Source organism: Brevundimonas sp. SORGH_AS_0993, from assembly GCF_030818545.1.
In the GTDB taxonomy this organism is placed as follows: domain Bacteria; phylum Pseudomonadota; class Alphaproteobacteria; order Caulobacterales; family Caulobacteraceae; genus Brevundimonas.
The window spans coordinates 2,749,006-2,764,254 of sequence record NZ_JAUTAH010000001.1 but is presented as its reverse complement, the minus strand read 5'-3'; the positions used below and the strand labels follow the sequence as shown (position 1 = coordinate 2,764,254).

Here is a 15,249-nt window from a genome sequence, read left to right as displayed (position 1 = left end):
CGCTTCGGCCTGCGGGCTCAGCCGTCCTTCGCCTCCGCCGGGGTTGTGAAGCCGTCGCCGAACGTGCGGGACAGGCCAGGCCAGGCGTCGGGCCATGCCGGCAGGCGATCGAGGGCCTCGCCTACGCGATCCAGATCATAGCTCCGAGGTGCCATGACAAAGAGTTCGGTTATCCCCGGACGGTGCATGCCACGCCAGGTCGGCTTGAGCATCGCCCACTTATGGCGCTCGACCCAGGCCTCGCGCGCTTGGGCGACCGATTCAACCGACCCGTTGTAAGGCTCGTCGGTGTAGAGGTAGGTGCGCGTCCCAGGATCGTACCAGCCGATCCCGTGATCCGTCTCCGGGACAGCGTTGGCCGAACGGCTGCCAGGATAGATGCGTCGGGCGCTGGAGGTTGGCTTCAGACCCGTGGCGTCGATGAACTGCAAGGTGCGCGCAGCGACGGCCGCCTGCCATCGGGCGCCGTTTTGATGCTGGGCTCGAAGGTCCGAGACCAGATGATCGGCCGCCCTCACGGAGAAGCCGCCGAGGTTTTGAGCGACGGCCAACTGCGCGCGGGACACGACGGTGGATATCGGACGCGAGAGGGGAACCAGGCAGGTCTCCCGCCCGCCCTGTCCGGTGGCGGCGTCCCGCCAGGCGACAGTTACCCAGGTCGGGACGACCGGCTCGGAGCGAGGCCTTGGGCCGAGGCAGGCGAGTTGGTTCCGGGCGTGCCTGAAGTTTTGGTAGCCGGCGCGCACAGCGGCGCGGTCGAGCGCCCTGGCATGCTGGAGGCCTTCGGCTTTCTTCAGATCCTTCGCGAGAACCTTGATGCCATACAGGGGCTGGGACAGGGAATGTTCGATCATTTCAATGGTCCTGGGGCGCGCCATGGACGTCGCTCGCCTGCCGTCGTGCGGACCCGGATCATGGAAAGATTGGATCACTAGAACCAGCAGGCTGGAGACCAGCTTTACCAAGGGCGAGCGGTAGGCCCCTGCTCAGAGCCATCGAAACTGTCGCCCGAGTCCGTTCTAGGCGCAAGGGCTTGGCAGAACGGCGCACAAAGCTTGGCTTTCCGCTTCCACTGCAGGCTTAGGGCGACGCCGGTCTGGAGCACCTGTAATTTCTGGAGCGCAACGGCCACTTCACGCGCGCTTCGCTCTAGCCAAGCGACAGGAAATTCGCGCCCGCCGTTAGCGACCCCGAGCGTCTGCTTTTGCCCAATGGGGCAATGTCCGCTTCTGGCGCTCAGTGAAAATCCCGCGACCCTGGCAGGATGCGCACGTCGCGCGGATGGCGATGCGGTGCATGGCGCGGCGGCTGGGGGTTGGCGACGACGTCGGCGCGGGCGAGCTGGACTGAGGTGTCGTGGTCTTCGGACAGGCGGGACAGTTCGCTGGAGCGGTCGACGACGCGGCGGGCGACCAGGTGGACGACGCCTTCCGGGCTCTTCTCCACCACGCCTTCGACCGCCATTAGTCGGGCGGCCATGACCTCGCGACGGAACTGTTTGAACATCCGCGCCCACAGGACGACGTTGGTGATGCCGGTTTCGTCCTCCAGGGTGACGAAGATGGCGTTGCCTTTGCCGGGGCGTTGACGCACCAGAACCACGCCCGCGACCCGCACCGGGGCGCCGCCGCGTTTCGCCTCGGTCTGGGCGCAGGTCAGGAGGCGTTCGGCGTCGAAGATCGGGCGCAGGATGGCCATGGGGTGCGCCTTCAACGACAGGCGCAGGGTCTGGTAGTCGGCGGCGACATGCTCGCCCAAGGCCATGGTCGGCAGGCGCGCGTCGGGCTCGGCGCCGAGTTCGCGGGCGTCGGCGGCGGCGAACAGAGGCAGGGGGGCGTCGTCGGGCAGACGGCGCACTGCCCACAGGGCTTCGCGTCGATCCAGCCCCAGCGAGCGGAAGGCGTCAGCGTCGGCCAGCTTGCGCAGAGCCGCGGACGGCAGGGCGGCGCGTCGGGCCAGAGCCTCTATGTCGGACAAGGGGGCGGCGCGGGCGGCGGCGAGCGCCTCTGCCCAGTCTTCGCGGAAGCCATCGATCTGGCGCAGGCCGATCCGTAACGCCGGCGTCTTGTCCGAATCTTCCAGGCTGTTGTCCCAGCCGCTGTAGGAGACATCGACCGGCCGAACCTCGACGCCGTGTTCGCGGGCGTCGCGCACGATCTGGGCCGGGGCGTAGAAGCCCATAGGCTGACTGTTCAACAGGGCGCAGGCGAAGGCCGCTGGATAGTGGCGTTTGATCCACGACGAGACATAGACCAACTGCGCGAATGAGGCGGCGTGGCTTTCCGGGAAGCCGTAGGAGCCGAAGCCCTTGATCTGATCGAAACAGCGCTGGGCGAACGTCGGATCATAGCCGCGTTCGATCATGCGGCCGACCATCCGGTCTTCATAGGTGTGCAGAGTGCCGTCGCCCCGGAAGGTGCCCATGGCCTTGCGCAGGCCATTGGCCTCCTTCTCGTCAAACTCGGCGGCGACCATGGCGACCTTCATCGCCTGCTCCTGAAACAGGGGCACGCCCAGGGTCTTCTTCAGCACCTGCTCCAGTTCGTCCTGCGGATACTGCGGCCCCGGCTTGGAATAGTCCGGCTCCTCCAGCTTGTTACGACGACGCAGATAGGGGTGGACCATATCGCCTTGGATCGGGCCGGGTCGGACGATGGCGACCTGGATCACCAGGTCATAGAGTTTGCGCGGCTTCAGCCGGGGCAGCATGTTGATCTGGGCGCGGCTCTCGACCTGGAACACCCCGATGGAGTCGCCCTTGCACAGCATGTCGTAAACGGCGGGATCGTCGCGCGGGATGGTGTGCAGCGCCCAATCTTTGTTCGCATGGGCGCGGATCAGGTCGAACGCTTTGCGGATGCAGGTCAGCATGCCGAGCGCCAGCACATCGACCTTCATCAGGCGCAGTTCGTCGATGTCGTCCTTGTCCCATTCGATGAAGGTGCGGTCGGGCATGGCGGCGTTGCCGATGGGGACCAGTTCGTCCAGCCGGTCCTGGGTCAGGACGAAGCCGCCGACGTGTTGGGACAGGTGGCGGGGGAAGTTCAGCAGCCGCATAGCCATCTTCACCGCGCGTCGGATCATGGGGTTGGCGGGGTCCAATCCCGCCTGTTCGACATGGCGGTCGCCGATCTCGGTGCCCCAACTGCCCCACTGGCTGGCGGCCAGACGGGCGGTTACGTCCTCGGTCAGGCTCAGGGCCTTGCCCACGTCGCGGATGGCGCTCTTGGGGCGATAGCGGATGACGGTGGCGGCGATGCCCGCCCGTTCGCGGCCATAGCGTTCGTAGATATGCTGGATGATCTCCTCGCGCCGCTCGTGCTCGAAGTCGACGTCGATGTCGGGCGGCTCGCCTCGGTCGGACGACAGGAAGCGTTCGAACAGCAGGTCGGATTCCGCCGGGTCCACAGCCGTGATGCCCAGCACATAGCAGACGGCGGAATTGGCGGCCGAACCCCGCCCCTGGCACAGGATTCGCTTGTCGCGGGCCACGCGGACGATGTCGTAGATGGTCAGGAAGTACGGCGCGTAATCGGCCTCTGCGATGAAGGTCAACTCCTTTTCCAGCAGCAGTCGCACCTTGTCGGGAATACCTTTGGAATAGCGAACTTCAGCGTGCCGCCAGGTCAGGCGCTCCAGCCAGGCCTGTGGCGTCTGGCCCGGCGGCGTCGTTTCTTCTGGGTATTGGTAGCTGATGTCGCCCAGATCGAAGCCGACGCGGGCGAGGACGTTCGTGGTTTCTGTGACGGCATCGGGCGCGTCGCGGAACAGGCGGATCATTTCGGCGGGCGGTTTCAGCCAGCGTTCGCCATTGGCGTTCAACAGCCGCCCTGCCTGCTCGATCCTCACGCCTTCGCGGATGCAGGTCAGAACGTCCTGCAGATCGCGTTGAACCCGATCATGATAGAGGACGTCGTTGACGGCCAGAAGCGGCGCTCCGCTTCGCTCCGAGAATGTCTTCAACCGCGCCAGTCTTCGACGGTCGTCGCCGTTTCGCCCCATGATCGCGCCCAGCCAGACCGCACCGGGCGAAGCATCGAGCAATCGCGCCAAGGTCTGATCCACGCCGTCCAGCCGTGCGCCCGGCATGAGGATCAGCAGCAAATCCTCTGGCGCGGCGAGCAGATCGCGCAGTCCGATCTCACAATGCCCCTTCACCGCCCGTCGATTGCCCAGGGTCAGCAGCCGCGTCAGTCGTCCCCAGCCGGCGCGCGTCTCGGGATAGGCGATAATGTCGGACGTCCCGTCGTTGAAGACCAGACGGGCGCCGGTCGCCAGCTTGAATGTCGCGGCCCGATCCTTGACCATTTGCGACAGGGCGGGATTGTTCAGCGGATCCTCGACATAGGTGACTTCGCCGGGGCCGCCTCCGTCACGCACGACATCGGGCGGCGACAGACCCTCCTGGCGAATGGTGCGCAGGGCGCTCCAGGCCCGCACCACGCCGGCGACCGTGTTGCGGTCGGCCAGACCCAACCCCGTATGCCCTCTCAAGATCGCGGTCAGCACCAGATCCTTCGGATGCGACGCCCCACGCAGGAAGGAGAAGTTGCTGGTCGCCGCCAGTTCGGCATAGGCGGGCCCAAAGGTGGGTTTGTGGGCGGGCGCGGTCATGCGAACAGGCCGTGGACGAACCAGCGCGGCTCGTCCGTTTCGCCATACAAGCCCTGACGAAACAGCCAGAAGCGTCGGCCTTCGCGATCCTCGACGCGGTAATAGTCGCGGGTTTTCTGATCCGGCACCTGCCACCACTCGCCGCCGATCCGCTCCGGCCCCTCGGCCAAAGCCACCTCGTGCAGCACCCGACGCCATCGGAACCGCAGGGGCGAACCGTCCGGCACTTCGGCGAGGGTATCGACGGGCTGGGGAGGATCGAAAATCTGAAGCGGTCGCAAGGGCGGATCGCCCGGATCGAGATCGGGCCAGTCATGGGCGGGGCGCGGGGTCTTCATCGTCGCCGGGACCATCCGCCCGGCGCGCTCGGGGATATGCGACCCCAGCGGTTCGAAACTCAACACCGCCCCGGGGCCCAGCCGCGCCGTCAGTCGGTCGATCAGGCGGCTGAGGTCTTCGCCATTGGGGCGGTCGTCGCACAGACCGCGCTGAGCCGGTTTCAGCGTCTGGGTTTCCAAAACCGACAGCCGCATTTGATCAAAGCCAAAGCCGGGGTCCAGCGGATTGGACAGGGCCGCCAGCCGTTCGCGGAACAGACGCAGCAACGCGTCCGCATCACGTGTCGGACGGCCGGTCCGCGCGACGATGCGGCGAACCTGGCCATCAACGCGATAGAAGCCGGCCTCGAACTCCCGCCCGCCCTGGCCCGCCTGATCCAGCTGATCGGCGGTGTCGATCAGCAGGTCGGACAGGACGCGCTCCACATCCGTATCGGTCAGGATGGGTTCGAAGAAGACGCGGTCCACGACGATGGGCGGCGGCGGGTGGTTCGGCGTGATGCGAACATCCTCGTCGCCCAGAACACGCGCCAGTCTGGCGGAGAAGTCGGCCCCGAAGCGGGCGGCCAGGGGCGCGCGCGGCCGGTCGTCCAGATTGGCGATCCGTTTCAGCCCGGCGCGCCGCAGCGCCTGGGCGTCACGTTCCGGCAGATCCAGCGCCGCAACCGGCAGGCCGCGCACCGCTTGTCGATCCGCCCCGGTCGCGAACAGACCCCCTGGCCCGAACCGGGCCAGCGCCCGCGCCGCCTGAGGCGTGGATGCCAAGGCGCTGCGGACCGTCAGTCCGATGCGCCCTGCACGCTGATGCGCGGCGCGGACCAGGCCGGCCTCCCCGCCGAACAGATGGGCGCAGCCGGTGATGTCCAGCATCAGACCGTATGGCGCATCCTCGGCGATCATGGGCGTGAAGCGGCCGAAGTCCTCCATCACCTGCAGCAACAGGATCGCATCCGCCTCGGGGCGATGAACGACGGTGCGCAGGGACGGCGTTCGCGCCCGCGCATCGGCCAGGGTCAGCCCAGCCGTCAGGCCCGCCCGCGCCGCCGCCTGATCGACAGCCGCCAGACGCAGAGCGCCGCCGACCTTCTCGACCAGAACGACCGGCGCGGGATCAGGCGACGCGTCGGCCGCCCGCGCCCCACGCTTCAGCCGGTCGCTGGGCAGCCAGGGGAACCACAGCGCCAGATAGCGTCGCCGGTTCACGGAAGGATCGTGCGTCACGATCCCACTCCAAGGTCCAGGTTCTCGGTTCGCCCCCGCCGCGCCGCCGCAGCAGGGTGGCGGAAAAAGACGGTCGCCCCGGCGCGCCCCCTTCCAGAGGTTCTGAAGCCCAAGACGACACCGACCATCGGCTCTCGGCGGCGCTGGGATGGGGTGCGGCGCCCGCACGCGCCAGAAACAGGGTCGCCCCGCCGTTCTCGGCCGCCAGCGCCAGCCGTCGGCTGGCCGTCAGGCTAAAGGCCTTGGCCTCGCCCCAGGCGCTGAGCAGGACGGCGCCTACGGCCGGACTGCGCAGAGCTTCCTCGCCCACAGCCAGCAGGCTCTGCACATCGCGAGTCCTCACCAATAATAGATCGCGGGGCGACAGCCCCATCTCATGCAGGCCTGGGCCATGAGGCCGTCCCGCCTCTTGGGCCATCATCTCGTGCAGGCCCCAGACTATGGGCCGCCCCGCCGCCGCCCGCAGCGCCATGCCAAGACCAAATGCGTTGACCGCCACGGCGTCTGCGGGCCCCGCGGCGTAGAGGTCGTGAACCACGCCTGCGCCTAAAGGGGCCAGGACGTCGTCATTTCCCTCGCGCATACCCGAGCTGGCGCGAAGACTGCTCGCCCGATCCAGTACCTCCAGGCGGGTCTTCAGCGACGTCAGAGCGTCAGGCCGCGAGTAAATGTTCCTCATATGTTCCATATGCGCCTCGACTTTAGCATGGAGTCAAGCGGGACGGTTGCAGCGCGTAGGAGAGGCTTGATTTACGAGATAATGGACATGCTTGCGCGATGAAGCGCCGACGCAATTATTTTTTCGCGCGCGGTCATCTCGTGACCCAACCACCCCCCTAGGCCTAAGAATTCAGGCGCTGAGCGATTGATGGATGGGTTGATGGGTGAAATGGATTTCTTGGCTTAAGTATCTGATTTTACACAGAACGTGGCGGACAGAGAGGGATTCGAACCCTCGGTAGGCTTTCACCTACACACGCTTTCCAAGCGTGCGCGATCGACCACTCCGCCACCTGTCCGTTTCACGCCACGTCGTGCGCGCCGCCGGAGGTCGATCCGGCGGGAGGCGGGCCTGATAGAACACCATGGCCCCCTCGGCAAGCGCCTGCGACGTTCCCATATAGGGGCGAAGTCGTTTTCCTTGAGATCGGAGCCCCCGATGTTGTTCGCCAAGAACGCCGAACTGCCCACCACCGAAACCGCCCTGCCGGGCCGGGCCGAGCCCCTGGCGACCGACGAGCGGCATTTCGTCAGCGGCAATCCTCTGAAAGGCCCCTATCCCGAAGGGTTCGAGACGGCGATCTTCGGCATGGGCTGTTTCTGGGGGGTAGAGCGTATCTTCTGGCAGACGCCGGGGGTGTGGGTGACTTCGGCCGGCTATTCCGGCGGTATCACGCCCAATCCGACCTATGAAGAGACCTGCACCGGCCGCACGGGCCATGCCGAGGTGGTCAAGGTCGTGTTCGACCCCAAGGTCGTCCGCTATGGCGATCTGCTGAAAGTCTTCTGGGAAAACCACGATCCAACCCAGGGCATGCGCCAGGGCAACGACGTGGGCACCACCTATCGCTCGGCCCTCTATACGCTGAACGATCAACAGCAGGGCGAAGCCGAGGCGTCGCGCGACGCCTATCAGGCCGCCCTGACGAAGGCCGGGCGCGGAACCATCACCACCGAAATCCTTCCGGCGGGGCCGTACTACTACGCCGAAGGGTATCACCAGGGGTATCTGGCCAAGAATCCGGCCGGCTACTGCGGCATCGGCGGGACTGGGGTGGTCTGCCCCATCGGGATCGGCGTCAACGCCTGACGCCGAGGGCCGGCCGCTTTCCACGGCCGCCCGCGCGGCCTATGGATCGACGAAAAGTGGGAGCGATCATGTCCGCCTTCGTCCATTCTGACGAGATCCGCAGCCGGTTCTCGGCCGCCCTGTCCGCCATGTACCGGGCCGAAGTGCCTCAGTACGGCGCGCTGCTTACCCTGGTGGCCGACATCAACGCGCGGGTGCTGGAGGCCAATTCGGCCGTGGCGAACCGGCTGGCCGCCTCGGGCGAACTGGCGCGGCTGTCGCAAGAGCGTCACGGCGCCATCCGCGTCGGCACAGCGGACGAACTGGCCATGATCGGCCGGGCCTTCGCTGTCATGGGGATGGAGCCCGTCAGCTATTACAATCTGGCCCCGGCCGGCGTGCCGGTGCATTCGACCGCCTTCCGCCCGGTCGATCCGGGCGCCCTGTCGCGCAATCCGTTCCGGGTCTTCTGTTCTCTTTTGCGGCTGGAGCTGATCGAGGACGCGGCCTTGCGCCAGGAGGCGGCCGAGGCCCTGGCGCGGCGCGACATCTTCACGCCCGGCGCGCGCGACTTGATCGCCCTGGCCGAGGCGAACGGCGGGCTGGACACGGACCAGGCCGACCGTTTCGTGGCCGAACTGCTGGAGACCTTCCGCTGGCACGCCCAGGCCACGGTCAGCGCCGACACCTATGCCCGCCTGGTCGCGGCCCACCGGCTGATCGCCGACGTGGTCAGCTTCAAGGGGCCGCACATCAACCACCTAACGCCGCGCACCCTGGACATAGACGCGGCCCAGGCGGCCATGCCCGAACACGGCATAACGCCCAAGGAGACGATCGAGGGGCCGCCCGCCCGCGCCTGTCCGATCCTGCTGCGTCAGACCAGTTTCAAGGCGCTGGAGGAGGCGATCGCCTTCCCCTCCGGCGACGGCGTCGTGGCCGGGGTTCACACCGCCCGTTTCGGCGAGATCGAGCAGCGCGGCTGCGCCCTGACGCCGACGGGCCGGGCGCTTTATGACGACGCCTTGGCCAAGAAGGACTTTTCGGCCCTGCCCGACGATTGGGAGGCCCTGCGTCGCGGCGGCCTGGCCTGGTTCCGCTATCGCCCTACGCTGAAGGGCCTGGCCGAGCGGGCCGAGACCGACGATCTGGACGCCTTGGTCGCCCAGGAGGCCGTGACGGCCGAGCCGATCACCTATGAGGACTTCCTGCCCGTCAGCGCGGCCGGGATCTTCCAGTCCAACCTGGGCGCCGAAGCGCGGGCCGCCGCCTATGCCGTCGATCCGGCCAAGGCCGAGTTCGAACAGGCGCTGGGCCGGCCGGTGCTGGACGAAATGGCCCTGTATCAGGCCGAGCAGGACGCCTCCCTGGCCGACACCCTGACCGCGCTGGGCCTGTCGCGGTCGGTCCTGATCTGACCTGCCGCCGTTTGGGACGATCCGCCATATTGCCTGAGGAGCCGGGGCGGATCATAGACGCGGCGGTGAACCCGCCTGTCGCCCCGACCGCCCGCCGATACGATCTGGACTGGATCCGCGTAGGCGCGTTCGGCCTGCTGATCCTTTATCATGTCGGTCTAGTCTATGGCGTCTATGACTGGCACGTCCACAGCGCGCACACCTTCGCCTGGATGCGCGAGGCGATCCTGATCACCAATCCGTGGCGACTGACGCTGCTGTTCCTGGTGTCCGGCGCGGCGCTGCGGTTCATGACTGCGCGGCGCACCCCGCGCCAGGTCGCGCGCGCCCGCTTCGAACGGCTGGTCCCGCCCCTGATCTTCGGCGCTCTGTTCCTGGTGCCGATCCAGTCCTGGATCGAGGCGATGGACAAGAGCGGCTGGCCCGGCGGCGTGGCCGGCTTCATCGCCTGGTTGGGTCACGAGTTCGGCTGGCGCGGCCTGTCGGACGGTGTGCCGGTCAACCACCTGTGGTTCATCGTCTATATCGCCGCCTACAGCGTGGTCGCCGTGCTGCTGTGGCGCCGGCCGGGCCTGATCGAGGCCCTGGGCCGCGGACTGGAGCGCGCGTTGAGGGGGCCGCGGCTTCTGCTGCTGCCGATCCTTTATCTGACCCTGATCCGTTGGGGGCTGTTCCCGTGGTTCGGCATCACCAACACCCTGCAGTGGGACTGGTACAACCACGCCCTGTCTCTGTCCGCCTTTCTGTTCGGCTTCTGCATCGTGGGGCGCGAAAGCCTGTGGCGCGACATGGAGCGGTACCGCTGGGTCGGCCTGGCGCTGGGCGCGGTCGCCCTGCCGATCATGATGGTGCAAGTCTGGCATCCGGGCGCCGACGCCTTCTGGGGCGTGCCGCGGGCCCTGGTCTATGGCGTCGATCAATGGGGCGTCATCGTCGCCATCCTGGGCTTCGGCAGCCGCCATCTGCGCGACAAGGGCGGGCCTGTGCTGCGGTATCTGACCGAGGCGACCTTTCCTCTCTATCTGGCGCACCAGACCATCCTGGTCGCCGCCGTCTGGATCTTGCGGCCGGCGAACCTGCCTGCGGGGCTTGAGGCGCTGGCGCTGGCGTTGACGACCTTCCTGGGCAGCCTGGCGGTCTATGAGGTCGTCAAACGCATTCCCGCCATCCGACCGCTGTGGGGGCTGAAGCCGCTGGACGGCCGGCCCTGGCCGCTGGACCTGAAGGGTCTGCTGCGGCCCAGCCGACGCTACGATCGGCGTCGCCGCCTGCTGGGCGTGGGGGTGGCCGCGCCGCTGTTGGCCCTGACCGTCGTCGCCGTCGCCATCCTGGCCTATCCGGGCTTCGACAACGCCACCCAATATCTGAGCGAGCTGGGGGGCGCCTCGGCCCAGGCGCCGATCATCTTCAACGGCGGGGTCTTCGTCGCGGGCGTGATGGCGGGGCTGGCCGGCCTGGGGTTCGGCCTGGCGATCTTCGCCCTGACCGGCGCGCGCGTCGCCGCCGCCGTCATCGCCGTGGTCTTCGTGCTGGCCGGGGCGGGCATGGCCGGCTCGACCCTCTATCCCTGGCCGGACCCGCGCCACATGGTCATCAACCTGGCCCTGGGCATTCAGCTGGCGCCTCTGCTGCTGCTCTGGGGCCTGACGCGACGGCGGGACATGCCCCGTCTGAAAGCCTTCCTGGGCGTGACCTTCGTGGTCATGGCGGTGCTGACCGTCGTGACCAAACATCTGGTCCTGCCAGGCACGGTCAATGACGCCAATGTCGGCTGGTGGGAGCGCGCCTACGCCATCGTCCTGGTGGGCTGGGTAGGGGTTGCGGCCTGGGTTCTGGACCGTAAACTGCTGTCGCTCGCCACGGAATCGACGACAAGCCGCCGCGAAGCCGACGCCTTCGACGTTCCAGCGTGAAAACCCATGAATTTTTTGACGCCATCAACATTGCGTGATTGAAAATCGCGCGAATGTGATCGATGATGCTGGGCGTGTTGCAGTGCAGCACCCCGCGTCGTTCCTGCCTTCGGAATGACGATCGGTCAACTCGGGGGCGTCCAGAACGGCATGAACAAGCTGGCGATCCGGACTGTCGACCAGGCGGCAGTCGAGACGATGAACGCGGCGACGCAGGCGCCCGCCTGGTCGTGGCTGCCCGACGAGGCGCCGCTGGCCATGCCCGTGCAGTCGCTGGAAGCCCCCACCGTCGTCGCCCAGGCGACCCCGGCCACCTCGCCGCACGCCGTGGCCCTTCGTCGTCTGACGCTGCTGGCCGGCACCGTCGTGCTGACCGCCCTGTCGGCCATCACACCCTTCTATCTGTACGCCCGCAAGGGCTGGGACGGGACCGAGATGGTCGCGTTCGGCCTGTTCATGGTGCTGATCACCGCCATCTCCTGCTGGTTCGTCAGCGGCCTGATGGGCCTGTTCGTCATGCTGCGCGGCAAGGATCAGGCCGACCTGGCCTTTTCGCCGCATCCGGCCCTGCCTCGCACGCGCACGGCCCTGTTGATGCCGCTATATAACGAGGACGCCCGCGCCTCCTTCGCGCGCCTGACCCAGATCGACGCCTCCCTGGCGCGCCTGGGCGCGGCCGACGCCTTCGACATCTTCGTGCTGAGCGACTCGACCAAGGAAGAGGCCGCCGCCGCCGAATTGTCGGTGTTCCAGAGCTTCCGCCAAAGCGCGGGCTGCAAGGTCTACTACCGCCGTCGTCTTCAGAACACCGAACGCAAGGTCGGCAACCTGTCCGACTGGATTCGTCGCTTCGGCGCCGCCTACGAAAACATGATCGTGCTGGACGCCGACAGCACCATGGCGGGCGAGACCCTGCTGCGCATGGTCGACGCCATGGAGCGCAATCCCGGCGTGGGCCTGATCCAGACGGCCCCTGTCATCATCAAGGCGCGCACCGTCTTCGCCCGCGTGTCGCAGTACTCGGTGCGTCTGTACGGCCGCGTGGCCGCCGCCGGCCTGGCCTACTGGACCGGCTCTGAATCCAGCTACTGGGGCCACAACGCCATCATCCGCACGCGCGCCTTCGCCGACTGCTGCGGTCTGCCCCACCTGAAGGGCAGGAAGCCCTTCGGCGGCCATATCCTGAGCCATGACGTGGTCGAGGCCGCCCTGCTCCGCCGCGCCGGCTGGGCCGTGCACGTCACCGCCGCCCTGGAAGGCTCCTGGGAAGAAACCCCGCCGTCAATCACGGACTTCATCCGCCGCGACCACCGCTGGTTCCAGGGCAATCTGCAGCACCTGGGCCTGATCACGGCCAAGGGCCTGTCGCCGATGAGCCGCCTCCAGTTGCTGATGGGCTGCATGGCCTATCTGTCCTCGCCCCTGTGGCTGGCGTCGCTGATGACCGGCCTGTTCATCCAGATGTTCTATCCGGTGGACTGGTCCAGCTTCTTCTACATCCTGAACCCGCAGTTCACGCCCTTCATGCTGGCGTCCTTCCTGTCGGGCGTGCTGCTGATCGGACCCAAGTTCATGGGCGCCGCCCTGGTGCTGAGCCGCCCGGCCGAACGCCGCGCCTTCGGCGGCCGCCGCGCCATCGCCCGCGGCATGGTCGCCGAGATCGCCCTGTCGGCCATCCTGGCGCCCATCCTGATGGTCGCCAACACCAAGGCCTTCATCCAGATTCTGTCCGGGCACGACGCCGGCTGGACCGCTCAGCAGCGCGACGCCGACGGCCTGGCCTGGTCCGACGCCTTCCGCGCCATGCGCTGGCAGATGATCGCCGGGGTCGGCTTTGTCGCGCCGCTGTGCGTCCGTCCGGATCTGGCGACCTGGTTCGCGCCCATCGTCCTGCCGCTGCTGCTAGCCGCGCCGATCAGCGTCTGGACCTCGCGCGTTCGTTCAGGCGACGCCCTGGCCAAGAAGGGCTTCCTGGTCACGCCCGCCCAGGACGGCGTCAGCGTCAATCCGGCCGTGCTGCACACGCCCCGCTCGCCCCTGCGCGCGGTCGCCGGCGGCGTCCTGGCCCCCGTCGCCGCCCCGGCCATGGTCCCGGCCCGCGCCCCCGAACTGTAGTCGAACGATGCGCCGCGGCCACAGGGTCGCAACAACCGTTACGGTCAAGCTCGACGTTGCGCCCTAACAGGCTCTACTTGTGAGTTAAGCCTGTGCTGGGGAACGATTCCATGACCAAGAAGACCGGCGGCGAAGCCAAACCCGATCTGCGGCTGGTGGGCGTCGAATCCGCGGTTTACGACCTGATGCGCGCACCCGAGACGACGGCCGAGCGCGTCAAACGCCTGCAGCTCGAAGCCCACGCCCTCGCGCTGGAAGAGATCGAGCAGCTGGAGCGCCTGCTGATGCAGGCCGCCGAAAAGGCCAGGGAGATCGCGGCTGGCGGCGACGCCTATCCGGTCGGCGCGCGCGAAATCGCCGCCCGGCTGGCCGCCGACCTGCCGACCAAGGCCGAAACCATAAGAACCATCGTCGGTCGCGTCGGCTAAGCTGGAACGGCCATCGGCCTCGGCCGCTTCCTAGGGCTCACGCCCTTACAGGAGGTTCGCCATGGACGACCGCACGATCGACCGCGCCGACAAGGTCGCCGACCACGAACGCGCCATTCAGCGCGACATCGACGCCAAGACCGCCCGTTCCGGCGGCAAGGGCGGCGCCGTCCAGGCCGGCGCCCGCCCGTACCCCGAGCCGCCCTTCCCCCGACAGCATCAGACCAAGCCTGGCGACGAGGCCGCGCTGGACCCCGCCCCCATGTACGACGCCCCGTTCTGGAAGGGATCGGGCAAGCTGGACGGGTTCGCCGCCCTGATCACCGGGGGCGATTCCGGCATCGGCCGCGCCGTCGCCGTGCTGTTCGCGCGGGAAGGCTGCGATATCGTCCTGTGTCATCTGGACGAGGATAAAGACGCGGCCGACACCCAGACCGCCGTAGAGGCCGAAGGCCGCCGCGTCGTCGTGCTCAAGGGGGACGTGGCCGATCCGGCCTTCGCCGAGGCCGCGGTTCAGGCGACGTTGGACGCCTTCGGCCGGCTGGACGTCCTGGTCCCCAACGCCGCCTTCCAGCAGCATGTCGATCGGTTCGAGGATTTGACCCACGAACATTTCGACCGCACGCTGAAGACCAATCTCTATGGCTATTTCAACATGACCAAGGCGGCTGTGCCGCACATGAAGGCCGGCGGCGCCATCGTCATGACCGGCTCGGTCACGGGCATCCTGGGCAATGAGGACCTGCTGGACTATTCCCTGACCAAGGGCGGCATCCACGCCTACGCCCGCTCGCTGGGAACCCATCTGGCGCCGCGCGGCATTCGCGTAAACGTGGTCGCGCCCGGCCCGGTCTGGACCCCGCTGAACCCCGCCGACAAGGACGAGCAGGCCGTGTCCGAGTTCGGGGCGAAGACGGTGATGAAACGCCCGGCCCAGCCGGAAGAAATCGCGCCCGCCTACGTCTTCCTGGCCTCGCCCCAGATGTCCAGCTTCATCACAGGCGAAGTCCTGCCCATCATAGGCGGCTATTCCGGGGGTTAGAGCCCGGCGCGGTCGTCAGGCCAGGACGTCGTCATACTCGGAATGACGCCTGAACCAGACGACCGCATAGCTGCAGCGCGGGACCAGCTTCAGCCCGTCCTGGCGCGCGTGATCGGCCAGGGCCCGCATGAACCGCCCGGCCGCCCCGGTTCCGCGCAGCGACGGCTCGGCCTCCACATGAAGGATGAAGTGGACGCCGTCGCGCACGGCGTAGTCGGCCCACACCCGCCCCGCGCCAGTCTGGCCTTCGAAGGTCTGCAAGAACCGCTGGTCCGCCGTTTCGTCCCTCAGGTCGCCCATGGTCCTCTCCCGTCGTCGTTTCAGGGATAAGGCCGCCGGGGCGCCTTTGTTCCTAAAGCCTGATCCAAGCG

11 protein-coding genes and 1 tRNA gene are annotated in these 15,249 nt (G+C 67.5%); 6 read left to right on the top strand and 6 right to left on the bottom strand.

Features of this window, described 5'->3' with window-relative positions; all coding sequences use genetic code 11:
* Positions 1–17: 17 nt before the first annotated feature.
* From QE389_RS13610 to QE389_RS13590, 5 genes are all read right to left on the bottom strand, one after another.
* Positions 18–854 carry a hypothetical protein gene (locus QE389_RS13610; RefSeq protein ID WP_307368344.1) on the bottom strand — a complete coding sequence of 279 codons (837 nt, stop codon included), beginning with the start codon at positions 852–854 and terminating at the stop codon, positions 18–20.
* Between the two features lie 382 nt (positions 855–1,236).
* Positions 1,237–4,614 carry an error-prone DNA polymerase gene (locus QE389_RS13605; RefSeq protein WP_307368340.1) on the bottom strand — a complete coding sequence of 1,126 codons (3,378 nt, stop codon included), beginning with the start codon at positions 4,612–4,614 and terminating at the stop codon, positions 1,237–1,239.
* Positions 4,611–6,173, bottom strand: coding sequence for a DNA polymerase Y family protein (locus QE389_RS13600; RefSeq protein ID WP_307368337.1), 1,563 nt, complete (start codon positions 6,171–6,173; stop codon positions 4,611–4,613). The genes QE389_RS13605 and QE389_RS13600 overlap by 4 nt, the downstream gene beginning before the upstream one ends.
* Entirely contained in the window at positions 6,064–6,852 is a 789-nt protein-coding gene (locus tag QE389_RS13595) for an ImuA family protein (protein WP_307368334.1), read from the bottom strand. The genes QE389_RS13600 and QE389_RS13595 overlap by 110 nt, the downstream gene beginning before the upstream one ends.
* Positions 6,853–7,102: 250 nt before the next feature.
* Positions 7,103–7,192, bottom strand: a tRNA-Ser gene (locus QE389_RS13590).
* 140 nt (positions 7,193–7,332) lie between these two features.
* Here QE389_RS13590 and msrA point away from each other — a divergent pair.
* The 6 genes from msrA to QE389_RS13560 all read left to right on the top strand — a co-directional run bounded on the left by msrA (position 7,333) and on the right by QE389_RS13560 (position 14,878).
* Positions 7,333–7,983, top strand: a complete 651-nt coding sequence (gene msrA / locus QE389_RS13585) for a peptide-methionine (S)-S-oxide reductase MsrA (RefSeq protein ID WP_307368331.1) — start codon at positions 7,333–7,335, stop codon at positions 7,981–7,983.
* Positions 7,984–8,051: 68 nt separating this feature from the next.
* Positions 8,052–9,380: a VOC family protein gene (locus tag QE389_RS13580; protein ID WP_307368328.1), complete on the top strand. Its 1,329-nt coding sequence runs from the start codon at positions 8,052–8,054 to the stop codon at positions 9,378–9,380.
* A 65-nt stretch (positions 9,381–9,445) separates the two neighbouring features.
* Complete coding sequence (locus tag QE389_RS13575) at positions 9,446–11,293, top strand: acyltransferase family protein (RefSeq protein WP_307368325.1); 1,848 nt, start codon at positions 9,446–9,448, stop codon at positions 11,291–11,293.
* Between the two features lie 114 nt (positions 11,294–11,407).
* On the top strand, positions 11,408–13,408 hold the full coding sequence (gene mdoH / locus QE389_RS13570) for a glucans biosynthesis glucosyltransferase MdoH (protein WP_307368323.1): 2,001 nt from the start codon (positions 11,408–11,410) through the stop codon (positions 13,406–13,408).
* A 110-nt stretch (positions 13,409–13,518) separates the two neighbouring features.
* Positions 13,519–13,836 (top strand): hypothetical protein, encoded by a 318-nt coding sequence (locus QE389_RS13565; protein WP_307368321.1) that lies wholly within the window; start codon positions 13,519–13,521, stop codon positions 13,834–13,836.
* A 61-nt stretch (positions 13,837–13,897) separates the two neighbouring features.
* Positions 13,898–14,878 (top strand): SDR family oxidoreductase, encoded by a 981-nt coding sequence (locus QE389_RS13560; protein WP_307368319.1) that lies wholly within the window; start codon positions 13,898–13,900, stop codon positions 14,876–14,878.
* Positions 14,879–14,893: 15 nt separating this feature from the next.
* Here the strand turns inward: QE389_RS13560 and QE389_RS13555 are convergent, their stop codons facing one another.
* A complete protein-coding gene (locus tag QE389_RS13555) occupies positions 14,894–15,178 on the bottom strand; it encodes a GNAT family N-acetyltransferase (protein WP_307368316.1) in 285 nt (94 codons plus the stop codon).
* Between the last annotated feature and the right edge of the window lie 71 nt (positions 15,179–15,249).

Coding starts and splice junctions, on each gene's coding strand:
- QE389_RS13560 (WP_307368319.1), top strand. CDS start 13,898: ATGGACGACCGCACGATCGACCGCGCCGACAAGGTCGCCGACCACGAA.
- QE389_RS13555 (WP_307368316.1), bottom strand. CDS start 15,178: ATGGGCGACCTGAGGGACGAAACGGCGGACCAGCGGTTCTTGCAGACC.
- QE389_RS13605 (WP_307368340.1), bottom strand. CDS start 4,614: ATGACCGCGCCCGCCCACAAACCCACCTTTGGGCCCGCCTATGCCGAA.
- QE389_RS13610 (WP_307368344.1), bottom strand. CDS start 854: ATGATCGAACATTCCCTGTCCCAGCCCCTGTATGGCATCAAGGTTCTC.
- QE389_RS13565 (WP_307368321.1), top strand. CDS start 13,519: ATGACCAAGAAGACCGGCGGCGAAGCCAAACCCGATCTGCGGCTGGTG.
- msrA (WP_307368331.1), top strand. CDS start 7,333: ATGTTGTTCGCCAAGAACGCCGAACTGCCCACCACCGAAACCGCCCTG.
- QE389_RS13580 (WP_307368328.1), top strand. CDS start 8,052: ATGTCCGCCTTCGTCCATTCTGACGAGATCCGCAGCCGGTTCTCGGCC.
- mdoH (WP_307368323.1), top strand. CDS start 11,408: ATGACGATCGGTCAACTCGGGGGCGTCCAGAACGGCATGAACAAGCTG.
- QE389_RS13595 (WP_307368334.1), bottom strand. CDS start 6,852: ATGAGGAACATTTACTCGCGGCCTGACGCTCTGACGTCGCTGAAGACC.